Here is a 14,604-nt window from a genome sequence, read left to right as displayed (position 1 = left end):
CGCTTACGCCGCGCGTTCGCGCAGCAGGTACGTGACGATGCGATCCGCCGCGACCTCCGGCGACTCGGTCACCGTGTCGACACGCAACTCCGGCTGCACGGGCGGCTCGTACGGCGAATCGATGCCGGTGAAGTGCTTCAGCTCGCCGCGCCGCGCCTTCTTGTACAAGCCCTTCGGATCGCGCTCCTCCGCGACCGCGAGCGGCGTGTCGACGAACACTTCGACGAATTCGTCCGGGCCCGCCAGCGCGCGCGCCATGTCGCGCTCGGCGCGGAACGGCGAGATGAACGACACGAGCGTGATGAGCCCCGCGTCGAGCATCAGCCGCGCGACTTCGGCGACGCGCCGGATGTTCTCCACGCGGTCGGCCTCGGTGAAGCCGAGATCGCGGTTGAGGCCGTGCCGCACGTTGTCGCCGTCGAGCAGGTACGTATGCTTGCCGAGCGCGTGCAGCCGTTGCTCGACGAGGTTCGCGATCGTCGACTTGCCGGCGCCCGACAGCCCCGTCAGCCACACGATGCGCGGCGTCTGCGCCTTCTGCCGCGCGCGCGCGTCGCGATCGACGTCGACGGCCTGCCAGTGCACGTTGTGCGCGCGGCGCAGCGCGAAGTGCAGCATCCCGGCGCCGACCGTGTCGTTGCTGAAGCGGTCGATCACGATGAAGCCGCCCGTATGACGGTTCCGGTCGTACGGATCGAACGCGACGGGCCGGTCGAAGCTCAGGTTGCACACGCCGATCTCGTTCAGCGCGAGCGTGCGCGCGGCGAGATGCTCGCGCGTGTTCACGTCGATCTTGTACTTCGGCGTCGCGCAGGTCGCGCCGACCGTCTGCGTGCCGAGCTTCACGAGATACGGGCGGCCGGGCAGCAGCGGCTCGTCGTGCATCCACACGAGCGTCGCCTCGAACTGGTCGGCGACTTCCGGCGGCGCGTCCGCACGCGCGATCAGGTCGCCGCGGCTGATGTCGATTTCGTCGGCGAGCGTGAGCGTCACCGCTTCGCCGGCGCGGGCGATGCCGGCTTCGCCGGCCGGCGTGATCACCGACGCGACGCGGCTTTCCTTGCCGGACGGCAGCACGCGCACGCGTTCGCCGACGCGAATCTCGCCCGACGCGATGCTGCCCGCGTAGCCGCGGAAATTCAGGTGCGGACGGTTGACCCATTGCACCGGCAGCCGGAACGGTTCGTCGTGCGTCACGCGCGCGGCGAGCGGCAGGCGGTCGAGATGCTGCATCAGCGGCGGGCCCGCGTACCACGGCATCCGTGCGCTCGGCGCGATCACATTGTCGCCGCGCAGCGCGGACATCGGAATGCTGACGATCTCGGCGAACCCGAGCTCGGCCGCGAACGCGCGGTAGTCCGCATCGATACGCTCGAACACGGCCCGGTCGTAGTCGACGAGGTCCATCTTGTTGATCGCGAGCACGACGCGCTTGATGCCGATCAGCGCGACGAGATGGCTGTGACGGCGCGTCTGCGTGAGCACGCCCTTGCGCGCGTCGATCAGGATCACCGCGAGATCGGCGGTCGACGCGCCGGTGATCATGTTGCGCGTGTACTGTTCGTGGCCGGGCGTATCGGCGACGATGAACTTGCGCCGCGCGGTCGCGAAGAAGCGGTACGCGACGTCGATCGTGATGCCTTGCTCGCGTTCGGCCGACAGGCCGTCGACGAGCAGCGCGAAATCGAGTTCGCCGCCCTGCGTGCCGACCTTCTTCGAATCGGCTTCGAGCTGCGTGAGCTGGTCGTCGAACAGCATGTTCGATTCGTAGAGCAGGCGGCCGATCAGCGTGCTCTTGCCGTCGTCGACGCTGCCGCAGGTGATGAAACGCAGCAGGTCCTTCGTTCGCGTCTCGTCGGCGTGGATAGGGGGCGCCTCGGGCGCGGCGAGTACGTGTGCCATCAGAAATATCCCTCCTGTTTCTTCCTTTCCATCGAACCGGCCGAATCGCTGTCGATCAGCCGTCCCTGGCGTTCGGACGTCCGCGTGTCGCGCATCTCCCGCAGGATGTCGTCGAGCGTCGTCGCGTCGCTGTCGATCGCGCCCGTGAGCGGATAGCAACCGAGCGTGCGAAAGCGCACGTTGCGCATCCGCGGCACTTCGCCGTCACGCAGCGGCAGGCGTTCGTCGTCGACCATGATCAGCGCGCCGTCGCGTTCGACGACGGGCCGTTCCTTCGCGAAGTAGAGCGGCACGATCGGGATGTCGTGAAGCCGGATGTACTGCCAGATATCGAGCTCGGTCCAGTTCGAGATCGGGAACACGCGCAGGCTTTCGCCCTTGCGCTTGCGCGCGTTGTACAGCGACCAGAGCTCGGGGCGCTGGCGCTTCGGGTCCCAGCGGTGCTGGTCCGAACGCAGCGACACGATGCGCTCCTTCGCGCGCGATTTCTCCTCGTCGCGGCGTGCGCCGCCGAACGCGGCGTCGAAACCGTAGTGATCGAGCGCCTGCTTGAGCCCTTGCGTCTTCCACACGTCGGTGTGCACGGCCGAGCCGTGCGTGAACGGATTGATGCCGTTCGCGATGCCGTCGGGGTTGACGTGCACGCGCAGGTCGAGGCCGAGGCGCGCGGCCGTCTCGTCGCGAAACGCGATCATCTCGCGGAATTTCCACGTCGTATCGACGTGCAGTAGCGGAAAGGGCGGCTTCGCCGGGTAGAACGCCTTCATCGCGAGATGCAGCATGACCGAGCTGTCCTTGCCGATCGAATACAGCATCACCGGGTTCTCGCTCTCGGCCACGACCTCGCGCATGATGTGGATGCTTTCGGCCTCCAGCCGCTCCAGGTGGGTCAACATCGTTCGTCTCCTTGTTTCATGCCGGCGCCGCGCGACATGTGCGGCGTTGCGGGCATGACGCCAACGGTATCGAGCGGGCGGCATGCCGCTCTTCGTCCGGGTGGACTAAACCGGCACGCGGCCGTGGAGCGGATCTTTCCTTAGTCCACCCGGACGAAGTGGCGCACGGCGGCGCCGCTTAAGGTGAGCGCTCGACCATCGGCGGAGACGACACATGACGGATGACACACGCGCCACGCAATTGCTTTCGGGCCAGACCTGGGCCGATTTCTGCGACACCCTGAAACGCAGCGGAGAACAGATCCTGCGCACCGACGCGCCGGACGATCCGCTCACGCGTGCGGAAGGCTTCCGCTACCTGAGCCGACTGATGCGCATCGCGCTGGAAATGCACGTCGAGTTCGCGGACGGCGCGTGGCCGGGCTTCTTCTCGCCGTCCCACGAGACCGCGAAGATCGGCGCCGACAACCCCGACAACCTGTACCAGTACGCGCGCGTCGACGGCCGCTGCGAATACCGCGTGACGGGACGGCGCGGCACGGTCGCATACCTGAGCTTCGGCACACAGAAGGGCGGCTACGAGACCGACGGCAAGATGCTGCAGACAGGCTTTCTCGACGCGAAGCAGCTCGAGATCGCGCCGGACGGCAGCGTCGAGATCGTGTTGAGCGCGACGCCGCGCGCGGGCAACTGGGTGCGGATGGAGCCGGACACCAACGCGCTGCTGGTGCGCCAGACCTTCCTCGACCGGCGCACGGAGACGCCCGCGCAACTGAAGATCGAACGCATCGATGCGCAGGCGCGCCCCGCGCCGCTCGATCCGCTCGCGCTGCAGGGCGGCCTGATGCGCGCCGCGCAGTTCGTCGAGCAGACGTCGAAGCTGTTCGCGGACTGGGCCGCGAGCTATCGCCCGCACGTGAACGCGCTGCCGCCCGCCGACCAGGCGCTGTGCCAGTCGGTCGGCGGCGATCCGAACATCTACTACTACCACTCGTGCTGGTCGCTCGCCGCCGACGAGGCGCTCGTGATCGACGTCGATACCGTGCCGGACTGCGATTTCTGGAACGTGCAGCTCAACAACTACTGGATGGAGTCGCTCGACTATCGGCACTTCGACATCTGCGTGAACAAGCACAGCGCTCGGCCCAATGCGGACGGCGGGGTGACGGTGATCGTCGCGGCCACGCGGCCGGGCAGCGCGAACTGGCTCGATACCGCCGGGCATCGCACCGGCACGATCTGCTGGCGCTGGGTGGGCGCCGCGCAACCGGTGCATCCGCGCACGCGCGTCGTGAAGCTCGCCGCGCTGAAGGAGGCCGCATGAACGCGCCGCTCGACCAGGCTCGCACGCTGCTCGCCCCCGACGGCTTGATGGCCGAGGCCGTGTCGCGCACGGGCGGGCTCACCGCGTTCGGCGACGGGCCGTATCGCGACGCGCTCGACGTGATGTGCGCGTCGCTGATCGACGAAGCGGCGCTGTCCGCGCGCGGCGCGGCGATGATGCGCGAAAAGCTCGTCGGCCAGCTCGTGAACCGGCTCGTCGTCGAGGATTACTTCCGGCGCCATCCGGAGATCGCGGACATTGCAATCGACGATCCGCTCGTGATCGTCGGCCTGCCGCGTACGGGCACGACGCTGCTGCAGCGGCTACTGGCCGTCGACCCGCGCTTTCATTCGGCCGCGTGGTGGGAAACGCGCTACCCGGCGCCGCTTGCCGGCGAGACGCTCGACGCGCCGGCCGTGCGCATCGCGCGCGCGCAGGCCGAGGTCGCGACGATGATCGACTGCATCCCGCAGATCCTGACGATCCATCCGCTCGACGCGATGCTCGCCGACGAGGAATTCATGCTGATGGAGCATTCGTTCGTGTGCGCGATGGATTCGTACGCGAACGTGCCGCGCTATACGGCCTGGCTCGCGCGGCAGGATCTCACGCCGGTCTACACGTACCTGAAACGGATGCTGCAGTTCCTGCAGTGGCAGAAGGCGCGGCGCGGCGTCGCGCCGGCCGAGCGCTGGCTGCTGAAAACGCCGCAGCACCTGCATGCGCTTGACGTGCTGTGCCGCGTGTTTCCGCGTGCGCAGGTCGTGCTCACGCACCGCGATCCGGCGCAGACGATTCCGTCGATGGCGAGCATGGCGCACACGCTGTGGCAACTGTACGCGGACGATCCCGATCCGCTCGCCGTCGGCGCGCAGTGGAACGCAGGGATGGCGCGCGCGATCGGTGCGGCGATGGCGGCGCGCGATGCGCTGCCGGCCCACCGGTTTCTCGACGTGCGGTTCGAGGACACCGTGTCGAATCCGCTGGGGGTGGCGCACGCCGTGTATGCGTTCGCCGGCATGTCGGTCGATGCGCGGCAGCGTGCGGCGATGGCCGACTGGATCGCGCGCAACGGCCGCGACAAGCGCGCCGCGCACGACTATTCGATCGCCCGCTTCGGCTTCACCGACGCGCAACTCGCGCACGACTTCGCCGCGTATCGCGCGCGGCACCTGCAGGCCGCCGTCTGACGGCCGCGTACGCAAGACGAACGACAACCAGGAGACAACCCATGTTGCTGAAGGACAAGATCGTCGTGATTTCCGGAATCGGGCCGGGACTCGGCGTGAAGCTCGCGGTCGAAGCCGCGCGCGAGGGCGCACGCGGCGTGGTGGTCGCGGCGCGCACGATGGAAAAGCTCGACGACGCCGACGCGCGAATCCGTGCACTCGATGTCGATTGCGCGGTGCTGAAGGTGCAGACCGACATCACCGATCGGGCACAATGCCGGCAGCTCGCGACGCGGGCCGTCGAGCGCTTCGGCCGGATCGACGCGCTCGTGAACAGCGCGTTCGTGCATGGGACGTTTCCGGAGCCGGTGGAGCAAGCCGACCTCGACGGCTGGCGCGCGGTGTTCGAGACCAACGTGTTCGGTACGATGGCGCTCACGCAGGAAGTCGTGCCGCACATGAAACGGCAGCAGCGCGGCGCGATCGTGATGATCAACACGCAGGCGACCCGCAAGCCGTTTGCAGGGGAGGGCGGCTACGCTGTATCGAAGGGCGCGCTCGCGGTTGCGGCAAAATACCTGGCGCGCGAACTCGGCGTGCACGGCATTCGCGCGAACAGCATCCACATGGGCTGGATGTGGGGCGTGCCGACGCAGACCTATTTCCGGCAGGCGGCCGCCGACTACGGGATGACGGAGGCGCAGATCGTTGCGCCGATCGCGTCGAACATCGCGCTCGCGAAGCTGCCGACCGACGACGATTGCGCGCGTGCGGCGCTGTTCCTCGCGTCCGACTACGCGAACGCGGTGACGGGCGCGACGCTCGACGCGAACGGCGGCGATTTCATGCCTTGACGATGGAGCCACGGATCATGCAGGACAACCAGTACGCGCGGCACGTCTTCGCGTTCAACGGCGACGCGGACGGCCTGTGCGCGCTTCAGCAACTGCGGCTCGCGGAACGCGTGCACGGCACGCTCGTGACCGGCGTGAAGCGCGACATCCGGCTGCTCGAGCGCATCGACGCGCGCGTGGGCGACCTCGTCACCGTGCTCGACGTATCGCACGACCAGAACCGCGACGCGTGCGCGCGATTGCTGCGTGACGGCGCGACGGTCCGTTATTTCGACCATCACTTCGCGGGCGCGCTGCCCGACGATCCGCGCTTCGACGCGCATATCGACACGGCAGCCGACGTCTGCACGAGCGCGATCGTGAATCGCTATCTCGGCGGCCGGTACGTGCGCTGGGCGATCGTCGCGGCGTTCGGCGACGAACTGCCGGCGCTCGGCGACGCACTCGCGCGCGAGCATGGGGTCGACGAAGCCGAGCGTTGCGTGCTGGCCGAGCTCGGGCTCTACCTGAACTACAACGCGTACGGCGAGTGCGTCGGCGATCTGCATTTCGATCCGGCGGCGCTCGCGGACGCGATGCTGCCGTGCACCGATCCGCTCGAGTTCGTGCGCGAGACGGCCGTGTTCGCCGCGTTGCGCGACGGCTACCGCGACGACATGGCGCGCGCGTGTGCACTCGCGCCGCTGCGCGAGGTGCCGGGCGCGACGCTGGTCCGGATGCCCGACCACCCGTGGGCGCGGCGTGCGACCGGCATGCTCGCGAACGAGCGGATGCGCAATGCGCCGCATGCGGCGCTCGCGGTGCTGTCGCCGCGCGCGGACGGCGGGTTGGTCGTCAGCGTGCGCGTGCCCGACGGCCGGCCGATCGGCGCGGACGAGTTCTGCCGCGGCTTCGCGACGGGCGGCGGGCGCAAGCGCGCGGGCGGCATCAACCATCTGCCGGAAGCCGAGTTCGACGCATTCGCCGAGCGTTTCGAGGCCGCGTTCCGGCTCGACTGACGCCGCGATCGACGCAATGCATCGACGCTGCGCGCGTCGCGCAGCCATCGCACGGCGCGCGTAGCATGACCGGATCAGCCGATCGTCCCGGCGAGCGCGGCCGGCACGTTGTGGCCGTAGCAGCGCGCCTCGACGCGCTCGGCGATGCGCGAGCCGTGCGCGGTACGCACGAACCGGTCGACGTACCACAGCCCGAGAAACATCACCTGCGTGCCGCCGTCCGGCAGCGCGACTTCCATCGGATTGAAGCAGATCGTGCGGCCGCGCGCGGTGTCGCCGTCGAGCCGGATCGACAGGTTGCCGACCAGATGCTGATACCGCGGAAATCGCGGCAGCACGGTGCGCAGCCACGCTTTCACGTCCGGATAGCGACCGGCGATGCCGCCCATTGCGCGACAGTCGATCGCCGCGTCGGGCGTGAATACCGTGTCGAGCGCATCGAAGTCGCACGAGTCGATCGCGCTCGAATACGGGACGACCCGCTCGCGGATGTCGTGATGATCGGACAGCGTGTGCAGATCGGGCATCGACCGCTCCCGCTCAGCTGCTTTTGCGCGTGCGTGCCGCATGCAGCGCTTCGGCGCGCCGCTTCACGTCGCGCGCGCACTGATCGAAACCCTGTTTCACCCACGCGCCGTGGTGCTGCATGATCGTGTCCGCGTTGACGCCGAGGAACTGGTCGGTCGTGAAGTAGCGGCAGCGCTCCGCGCCCGTCGCGTCGATGTACTGGTCGCGGCGCGCGGCGTCCTTGTTGTCGTCGGTCGGGCGTTGCTCCCACGACAGCAGGCGTTCGGGCTCGTATGCGACGAGGATTTCGTCGACGGGAATCACGGTCTCCGTGCCCGGAATGCGAATCTGCATGTGCACGAAATCGCCGAGTTTGCCGGTCGTTTCGAAGCCGATGCAGAACGTGTTCCATTCGCCGTAGCGCGGGAAGTCGGTCAGCACTTCCCAGACGACGGCGGCCGGCGCATCGATGTCGACGGTGATCGAGGTGACGAGATTCGAGGGTTTGGTCATGGCGGCGGATCGGATCAGGCTGCGCGCCCGCGTGGCTTCAGGCGGTGCAGCGGTCGGAAGGAATCGCGCCGGTATCGGCCGGCGCGCGCGACGGGTGCGGCGCGGAGCAGGCGGGGCCGGTCGCGGCCGGCGACGTGCGGCGCCGCGCGGCGCACCCGACATCGAGCGTAGGCCGGCGCGCACGGTGAAGAATCGTCGGAACGGACTAAGGCGTTTCACCGGGCGCGGCGGGGCGGCAGGATTGGCCCGACCGTCGGCGGCGTCGACACCGCGCCGCGCAGCCGCGACAATACGCATCTCTTTTCGCTTTCGTCATCGAGGTGCCCGTGCCCGCCCAGTCGTCCGTTGCTCCCGCGATCGTCTGGTTCCGCGACGATCTGCGCGTGACCGATCAGCCCGCGCTGACGCTTGCGGTCGAATCCGGCCGGCCGCTCGTGTGCGTCTTCGTCGACGACACGGGCGCCGGCGCCGGGCCCGCGCTCGGCGGGGCGGCGCGCTGGTGGCTGCACGGGTCGCTGGCGGGGCTCGACGCCGCGCTCGCGCGGCATGGCGGGCGCCTGCTGCTGTTGCGCGGCGACGCGCAGCGCGAGATCGAGCGACTCGTTCGCGACACGGGCGCGGCGGCCGTGTACTGGAACCGCCGCTATGCGCAGCCGCAGCGCGACGCCGACGCGGCGCTGAAGACGTCGCTCAAGGCGCGCGGCGTGGCGGTCGAGAGCAGCAACGGCAGCCTGCTGAACGAGCCGTGGGAGGTGCTGACGGGCAGCGGCGGCCCGTATCAGGTATTCACCGCGTACTGGCGCGCGGCACGCCGCGATCGCGCGGTCGCCGCGCCGCTGCCGGCACCCGGGCAGATCGTGTTTCATTCGTGGCCGAAGGCCGTGCGCGACCGCGCGCTGGCGCTCGACGCGCTCGCGTTGCGTCCGCATGCGCCGGACTGGGCCGGCGGACTGCGCGATGCGTGGCCGGCGCCCGACGAAGCCGGTGCGCATGCACAGCTCGATGCGTTTCTCACGACATCGCTCGCCGGCTATGCGGATGCGCGCGACCGGCCCGACCGCCCGGCGACGAGCCGGCTGTCGCCGTTCCTGCGCTTCGGCAACGTGTCGCCCAGGCAGGTGTGGCATGCGGTGCAGGGCGCGGCGAGCGCGGGCGGCGCGGCATACGCGGCCGATGCCGACAAGTTCCTGAGCGAGCTCGGCTGGCGCGAATTCAGCTACACGCTGCTGTATCACTTCCCGACGCTCGCGACCGACAACTTCCGCGCGCAATTCGATGCGATGCCGTGGCGCGACGATCCCGCCGCGTTACGTGCGTGGCAGCGCGGCCGGACCGGCTACCCGCTCGTCGATGCGGGCCTGCGCGAGCTGTGGACGACCGGCTGGATGCACAACCGCGTGCGGATGGTCGTCGCGTCGTTCCTGATCAAGCACCTGCTGATCGACTGGCGCGCGGGCGAAGCATGGTTCCGCGATACGCTGGTCGACGCCGATCCCGCGAACAACGCGGCGAGCTGGCAATGGGTGGCTGGCTGCGGCGCCGATGCCGCGCCGTATTTCCGCATCTTCAATCCGGTCGCGCAGGGGCAGAAGTTCGATCCGGACGGCGCGTACGTACGGCGCTGGGTGCCCGAGCTTGCCGGCCTCGACGATGCGTCGATCCATGCGCCGTGGGAAGCGTCGCCGCTGGCGCTCGAAGCGGCCGGCATCCGGCTCGGCATCGACTATCCGGCGCCGCTCGTCGAACACGCGGCCGCGCGTGCCCGTGCGCTCGACGCGCTGGCCGCGTTGCCGAAGCGCCGCTGACCGTACGCCGCGGTTCGCCGCCTCAATTGCAGAACGCGACGTGCTCGAGCAGCGCGTAGGCGACGTCGGAACCGAAGTAGGCCGCGCCGCACCACGCGACGAACGCGAGCGTGCCGGCGGTCAGGGCCGCACGGATCAGGCCCATGCCGCGCGGCCCGACGCCGGGCGGGCGACGCGCGCGTCGTCGATCGGCAGGTGCAGCAGCGCCGCGAGCACGCCGAGCGCGATCGAGCCGAGCCACAGCGGCAGGTACGAATGCGTCGCGTCGTACACGAGCGCGCCGAGCCACACGCCGAAGAAGCTGCCGAGCTGGTGCCCGAAGAACACGAAGCCGAACAGCGTCGCGATGTAGCGCACGCCGAACACCTGCGAGATCACGCCGTTCGTCAGCGGCACCGTGCCGAGCCATGTGAACCCCATCACGGCCGCGAACACGTAGACGCTCGCGGGCGACAGCGGGGCGGCGACGAACGCGGCCATCGCGAGCGCGCGCACGAGATACAGCACCGACAGCACGTACTTGCGCCGCAGCAGCCCGCCGAGATGGCCGCACGCGTAGGTGCCGGCCACGTTGGTCAGCGCGATCAGCGCGAGCGCGACGCTCGCGTGGCGCGCCGGCAGCCCGTGGTCGAGCAGGTACGCGGGCAGGTGCGTCGCGATGAACGCGAGCTGGAAGCCGCACGCGAAGAAGCCCGCGTTCAGCAGCCAGAAGCCGCGATGCGCGAACGCCTCGCGCACCGCTTCGCCGATCGACTGGTCGGGGCCGGCGGCGCCGCTGGCCACCTGCGCGGGCCGGTCGCGCAGCAGCACCGCGAGCGGCGCGAGCAGCGCGGCGACGAGCGCCAGCGCGATGAACGCGTGGCGCCAGCCGATGCCGCCGATCAGTGCCTGCGCGACGGGCACCATGCAGAACTGGCCGAGCCCGCCGATCGCGCCGGCGACACCGAGCGCCCAGCCGCGCCGGTCGGGTGGAAACAGGCGGCTCAGCGCGCCGTAGATCGACGCGAACGCCGAACCCGACAGCGCGATGCCGATCACGAGGCCGGCGCCGACCGTGAACAGGCCGGTCGTGGCCGCGTGCGCCATCGTGACGAGCCCGGCCGCGTACAGCAGCATGCCGGCGACGATCACGCGCACCGAGCCGAAGCGGTCGGCCACCATCCCGGTGAACGGCTGCGCGACGCCCCAGATCAGGTTCTGCAGCGCCAGCGCCAGCCCGAACGCTTCGCGCGACCAGCCGTGGTCGAGCGAGACGGGCGCGAGGAACAGCCCCTGCACGTGACGGATGCCGAGCGCGGCGCCCATGATCAGGCCGCCTGCCAGCACGGGCAGCCAGCGGCGCCGGACTTCCTGCTCGATCGGGGTCATGCGTGTCTCCGGATGAAGGCGCGCGGCGAAACGGCCGCGCTCGATCCGATTAGACGATCGCGGCTGCCGTCGCTCAAGCGATCATTCGGTCAGGTTCGCATGCGCAGCGGGAATGCGAGGGCGCGCTTGCCTGCCCGCACGGGTCTCCGCGCGGCCGGCTCAGGCCGACGTCGTATCGTGCGCGTGCATCGCCGCGTCGCATTCGGCCGCTTCGGCGAGCATCCAGTCGCGCACGTCGGCGACTTCGCGGCGCGGGGCCGGATCGTGCTGGAACAGCCAGTAGCCGTACGTTTCCGACAGCGTCTGCGTGTGCGGCCCGAGCACCGCGAGCCGGCCGTCGGCGAGCATCGGCGCGACCAGCGCGAGCCGCCCGAGCGCGATGCCCTGGCCGGCGATCGCGGCCTGGATCACCTGGTCGTACTGGTTGAAGCGCAGCACGCCTTTCGGGCGCGCGTCGTCGAGCCCGGCCGCATGCAGATGCGCGTGCCACTGCAGTTGCGGTTGCGGCGGCCCGTCGAATTCGAGCAGCACGTGATCGGCGATCGCGGCCGCGCTCGTGACCGGCCGCGCGGCGAGCGCGGGGTGCGCGACCGGCACGACGATCTCGTCGAACAGGCGCAGCGCGCCGGCCGGCGCTCGCTCGCGCGGGCAGTAGCGGATGCCGAGGTCGATGCCTTCGGCGCGCAAATCGAGTACCTTGTCGTTCGCGGCGACGCGCAGGTCGATCCCGGGCAGCCGCGCCTGCAGTCGCCCGAGCCGCGGCAGCAGCCACAGCGCGGTGACGCCGATGCTGGCGGTGATCGTCACGGGCTGACGCTCGCGCGCGGCGGCGAGCGACGCGACGGTGTCCTGCAGACCGTGCAGCGCGGCATCGGCGACGCGGAACAGTCGCTCGCCTTCCGGCGTGAACGCGATCTTCCGGTAGCCGCGCTGCAGCAGCGCGACGCCGAGATGCCCTTCGAGCGCATGGATCTGACGGCTGACCGCCGACTGCGTGACGCACAGGTCCTGCGCGGCGAGCGTGATGCTCATGCGGCGGCCGACGGCGACGAAACCGCGGACGAGATCGAGCGACGGGAGACGGACGAGTGGCGTTGACATGCGCGTGACTCATGCGAACGGAGCAGCAAGATTGGTTGAGAACGCGGCACGCGTCAAGTTCAATGGAGGCCGGTTGATCGCGGATGAAGGGGCCGAGCAGGCGCCGAAGCGCCCACCGGGCCGACCGCGATGCATCGGGTCCGAATCGGCGCTGAAGCGCTCACTCGGACCGACAGCCATGCATGGGACTTCAGTAAGCGCCAAAGCGCTAACTGAGGTCGACAGGAGACACGATGACGATTTCGAACGAAGCAGGCGGGGTGGCGGCGCAGGGCAGTCGCGCGGCGGGGGCGTTGCCGCCCGAGCCCGTGACGCTGCGCGCAGCCGACGGTTACGCATTGCGCGGCCACGTCTGGCGCCATCGCGGCGGCGGCGCCGTGCGGCCGGTCACGGTGATCAATTGCGCGACGTCGGTGCGCTGCGACTACTACTTCCGCTTCGCGGCCTGGCTGTTCGCGCAAGGGCGCGACGTGCTCGTCTACGACTATCGCGGCATCGGCGGGTCGCGCCCGGCGCAGCTTGCGAAGCTGCGCGCGAACTGGCTCGACTGGGGGCGGCTCGATTGCGAGGCCGCGCTGCACTACGCGCGCGACGCGTTTCCGGGCCAGCCGCTCGATGTGGTCGCGCACAGCATCGGCGGCTGCGTGCTCGGCCTCGCGCCATCGAACGTGCATGTGCGGCATGCGGTGACCGTCGGCGCGCAGTATGCGTACTGGCGCGATTACCTGCCGGCCGAGCGGCGCCGCATGTGGTGGAAGTGGCATGTCGCGATGCCGGCGCTCGCGGCCGTGTTCGGCTACGTGCCCGCGAAGCGGCTCGGCTGGATGGAGGACACGCCGCGCGGTATCGCGCTGTCGTGGGCGCGTTCGCAGCCGCGTTTCGAGGACGGCTACATCGGCCGCGAGCTCGACGACAGCGGCGCGAGCCGCGCTGCGTTGCCGGCCCGCTTCGCGGGGCTGTCGGCGCCGATGCTCGCGATCGGCCTCGACGACGACGCGTTCGGCACGGTCGACGCGATCGAGCGGCTGGTCGGCTACTACACGGGCAGCAACGTCACGCATCTGCGGATCGCGCCGGCCGACATCGGCGTCGACGCGATCGGCCATTTCGCGTTTTTCCACAGCCGCTTCACCGATACGCTGTGGCCCGTCGCGCTGTACTGGCTGCAACACGGCGTGCTGCCCGCCGACGCGCCGGGCGCCGTGCATGCGCTGCATCCGGCTTCGCGTGGACGAGTGACGGGGAGCGGCGTGCCGGGTAGGGCCGCGAACGGGTGATCGGGGGGCAGACACGAACGCGTCACGCCGCCCCCGTTCAATTCCCGATCGTGTCGCGGCGGCCTCGGGCGGCCGCGATCGATTAACATCGGACGTTTCGTTTCACAGCACAGGCTGCCGCGCGCCGATGTCCATTCCGTCCGATTCCGCTTCTCCCGTTGAAGCGCCCCGCGCGTGGCGCGTGCACGCACTCGACGTGCCGCCCGCCGCGGCGCGCGCCGGCGTGCGGATCGCGCGCGTCGATTTCGACTGGCGCGTGCCGCTCGCGTCGCCCGCGTATGCGGCGCTGAGCGGCGACGAGCGCGCACGCGCCGCGCGCTTCCTGCGGCACGAGGATGCGGTACGCAGCGCCGCGACGCGCGCCGCATTGCGCGACGTGCTCGGCGCGGCGCTCGGCATCGCACCACGAGCGGTCGCGATCGTCGTCGACGCATCGGGGCGGCCGTCGCTGGACCGCGCGCATCGCGCGTCGCTCGACTTCAACGTATCGCACGCAGGCGATCATGCGCTGATCGCGTGGGCGCCGGCAGGCCGCGTCGGCGTCGATATCGAGGGCTGCAACCGCGCGGCCGACTGGCGCGCGCTGACGCGCGAAGTGTGCGCCCCCGCGGAGGTCGCGTATCTCGACAGCCTGCCGGGCGGCACGCGCGAGCGCGAATTCATGCGGGTGTGGTCCGCGAAGGAGGCGCTGCTCAAGGCGCTCGGCACCGGCATCGTCGGCGGGCTGCGCGCGTTCGCGGTCGTGCCGCCGCGCGACGCCACGACGCCCGTGACGACGATCGTCGAGCCGGCCGCGCCTGCTGCCGGCGTCGCGGCGTTCGACGCGGCGTGGCTCGACGCGGCGCCCGACTACGCGGCATGCGTCGCGTGGACGCGCGCGTAAGCCGGGG

General features: G+C 70.1%; 14 protein-coding genes. 7 read left to right on the top strand and 7 right to left on the bottom strand.

Annotated elements, in window-relative coordinates; translation table 11 throughout:
• Nucleotides 1-3 precede the first annotated feature (3 nt).
• Entirely contained in the window at nucleotides 4-1,902 is a 1,899-nt protein-coding gene (cysN, locus tag DTA15_RS03050) for a sulfate adenylyltransferase subunit CysN (protein WP_006486064.1), read from the bottom strand.
• A complete protein-coding gene (gene cysD / locus DTA15_RS03045; RefSeq protein ID WP_006486056.1) occupies nucleotides 1,902-2,798 on the bottom strand; it encodes a sulfate adenylyltransferase subunit CysD in 897 nt (298 codons plus the stop codon). The genes cysN and cysD overlap by 1 nt, the downstream gene beginning before the upstream one ends.
• A gap of 214 nt (nucleotides 2,799-3,012) precedes the next feature.
• Here cysD and DTA15_RS03040 point away from each other — a divergent pair, with 214 nt between their 5' ends.
• The 4 genes from DTA15_RS03040 to DTA15_RS03025 are packed head-to-tail and all read left to right on the top strand — an operon-like array spanning nucleotide 3,013 to nucleotide 7,143.
• On the top strand, nucleotides 3,013-4,122 hold the full coding sequence (locus DTA15_RS03040; RefSeq protein WP_006486054.1) for a DUF1214 domain-containing protein: 1,110 nt from the start codon (nucleotides 3,013-3,015) through the stop codon (nucleotides 4,120-4,122).
• The gene (locus DTA15_RS03035) at nucleotides 4,119-5,312 is read left to right on the top strand and encodes a sulfotransferase family protein (RefSeq protein WP_006486067.1); all 1,194 of its coding nucleotides are present in this window, start codon (nucleotides 4,119-4,121) and stop codon (nucleotides 5,310-5,312) included. Before DTA15_RS03040 ends, DTA15_RS03035 begins: the two co-directional genes overlap by 4 nt.
• A 41-nt stretch (nucleotides 5,313-5,353) precedes the next feature.
• A complete protein-coding gene (locus DTA15_RS03030; protein ID WP_006486063.1) occupies nucleotides 5,354-6,145 on the top strand; it encodes an SDR family oxidoreductase in 792 nt (263 codons plus the stop codon).
• A 17-nt stretch (nucleotides 6,146-6,162) separates the two neighbouring features.
• Nucleotides 6,163-7,143: a hypothetical protein gene (locus tag DTA15_RS03025; RefSeq protein WP_006486066.1), complete on the top strand. Its 981-nt coding sequence runs from the start codon at nucleotides 6,163-6,165 to the stop codon at nucleotides 7,141-7,143.
• A 74-nt stretch (nucleotides 7,144-7,217) separates the two neighbouring features.
• On the opposite strand, the gene DTA15_RS03020 is transcribed toward DTA15_RS03025, so the two are convergent.
• A complete protein-coding gene (locus DTA15_RS03020) occupies nucleotides 7,218-7,670 on the bottom strand; it encodes a nuclear transport factor 2 family protein (RefSeq protein ID WP_006486058.1) in 453 nt (150 codons plus the stop codon).
• Nucleotides 7,671-7,683: 13 nt separating this feature from the next.
• Nucleotides 7,684-8,163 (bottom strand): SRPBCC domain-containing protein, encoded by a 480-nt coding sequence (locus tag DTA15_RS03015; RefSeq protein WP_006486060.1) that lies wholly within the window; start codon nucleotides 8,161-8,163, stop codon nucleotides 7,684-7,686.
• A 326-nt stretch (nucleotides 8,164-8,489) separates the two neighbouring features.
• Here DTA15_RS03015 and DTA15_RS03010 point away from each other — a divergent pair, with 326 nt between their 5' ends.
• Nucleotides 8,490-9,968 carry a cryptochrome/photolyase family protein gene (locus tag DTA15_RS03010; protein WP_020979781.1) on the top strand — a complete coding sequence of 493 codons (1,479 nt, stop codon included), beginning with the start codon at nucleotides 8,490-8,492 and terminating at the stop codon, nucleotides 9,966-9,968.
• A 22-nt stretch (nucleotides 9,969-9,990) separates the two neighbouring features.
• Here DTA15_RS03010 and DTA15_RS38930 read toward each other — a convergent pair whose 3' ends face one another.
• From DTA15_RS38930 to DTA15_RS03000, 3 genes are all read right to left on the bottom strand, one after another.
• Nucleotides 9,991-10,113, bottom strand: a complete 123-nt coding sequence (locus DTA15_RS38930; protein ID WP_006488066.1) for a hypothetical protein — start codon at nucleotides 10,111-10,113, stop codon at nucleotides 9,991-9,993.
• On the bottom strand, nucleotides 10,104-11,336 hold the full coding sequence (locus DTA15_RS03005) for an MFS transporter (protein WP_006488083.1): 1,233 nt from the start codon (nucleotides 11,334-11,336) through the stop codon (nucleotides 10,104-10,106). The genes DTA15_RS38930 and DTA15_RS03005 overlap by 10 nt, the downstream gene beginning before the upstream one ends.
• 159 nt (nucleotides 11,337-11,495) lie before the next feature.
• Nucleotides 11,496-12,437 (bottom strand): LysR substrate-binding domain-containing protein, encoded by a 942-nt coding sequence (locus DTA15_RS03000; protein ID WP_006488103.1) that lies wholly within the window; start codon nucleotides 12,435-12,437, stop codon nucleotides 11,496-11,498.
• Nucleotides 12,438-12,670: 233 nt separating this feature from the next.
• On the opposite strand from DTA15_RS03000, the gene DTA15_RS02995 reads away from it, so the two are divergent.
• Nucleotides 12,671-13,714, top strand: coding sequence for an alpha/beta hydrolase family protein (locus DTA15_RS02995; protein ID WP_006488087.1), 1,044 nt, complete (start codon nucleotides 12,671-12,673; stop codon nucleotides 13,712-13,714).
• Between the two features lie 127 nt (nucleotides 13,715-13,841).
• Complete coding sequence (locus tag DTA15_RS02990) at nucleotides 13,842-14,597, top strand: 4'-phosphopantetheinyl transferase family protein (RefSeq protein ID WP_006488091.1); 756 nt, start codon at nucleotides 13,842-13,844, stop codon at nucleotides 14,595-14,597.
• Nucleotides 14,598-14,604: the final 7 nt, after the last annotated feature.

Source organism: Burkholderia cenocepacia (assembly GCF_900446215.1).
Lineage (GTDB): Bacteria > Pseudomonadota > Gammaproteobacteria > Burkholderiales > Burkholderiaceae > Burkholderia > Burkholderia cenocepacia.
Note: the sequence above shows the minus strand (reverse complement) of the source record. Positions and strands in the feature narration are given on the sequence as shown.

Bases quoted from the DNA above. Each gene is read 5' to 3' on its own strand.
- DTA15_RS38930 (WP_006488066.1), bottom strand. From the start codon at position 10,113: ATGGGCCTGATCCGTGCGGCCCTGACCGCCGGCACGCTCGCGTTCGTC.
- DTA15_RS03015 (WP_006486060.1), bottom strand. From the start codon at position 8,163: ATGACCAAACCCTCGAATCTCGTCACCTCGATCACCGTCGACATCGAT.
- DTA15_RS03005 (WP_006488083.1), bottom strand. From the start codon at position 11,336: ATGACCCCGATCGAGCAGGAAGTCCGGCGCCGCTGGCTGCCCGTGCTG.
- DTA15_RS02995 (WP_006488087.1), top strand. From the start codon at position 12,671: ATGACGATTTCGAACGAAGCAGGCGGGGTGGCGGCGCAGGGCAGTCGC.
- DTA15_RS03030 (WP_006486063.1), top strand. From the start codon at position 5,354: ATGTTGCTGAAGGACAAGATCGTCGTGATTTCCGGAATCGGGCCGGGA.
- DTA15_RS02990 (WP_006488091.1), top strand. From the start codon at position 13,842: ATGTCCATTCCGTCCGATTCCGCTTCTCCCGTTGAAGCGCCCCGCGCG.
- DTA15_RS03025 (WP_006486066.1), top strand. From the start codon at position 6,163: ATGCAGGACAACCAGTACGCGCGGCACGTCTTCGCGTTCAACGGCGAC.
- cysN (WP_006486064.1), bottom strand. From the start codon at position 1,902: ATGGCACACGTACTCGCCGCGCCCGAGGCGCCCCCTATCCACGCCGAC.
- DTA15_RS03020 (WP_006486058.1), bottom strand. From the start codon at position 7,670: ATGCCCGATCTGCACACGCTGTCCGATCATCACGACATCCGCGAGCGG.
- cysD (WP_006486056.1), bottom strand. From the start codon at position 2,798: ATGTTGACCCACCTGGAGCGGCTGGAGGCCGAAAGCATCCACATCATG.
- DTA15_RS03035 (WP_006486067.1), top strand. From the start codon at position 4,119: ATGAACGCGCCGCTCGACCAGGCTCGCACGCTGCTCGCCCCCGACGGC.
- DTA15_RS03000 (WP_006488103.1), bottom strand. From the start codon at position 12,437: ATGTCAACGCCACTCGTCCGTCTCCCGTCGCTCGATCTCGTCCGCGGT.
- DTA15_RS03040 (WP_006486054.1), top strand. From the start codon at position 3,013: ATGACGGATGACACACGCGCCACGCAATTGCTTTCGGGCCAGACCTGG.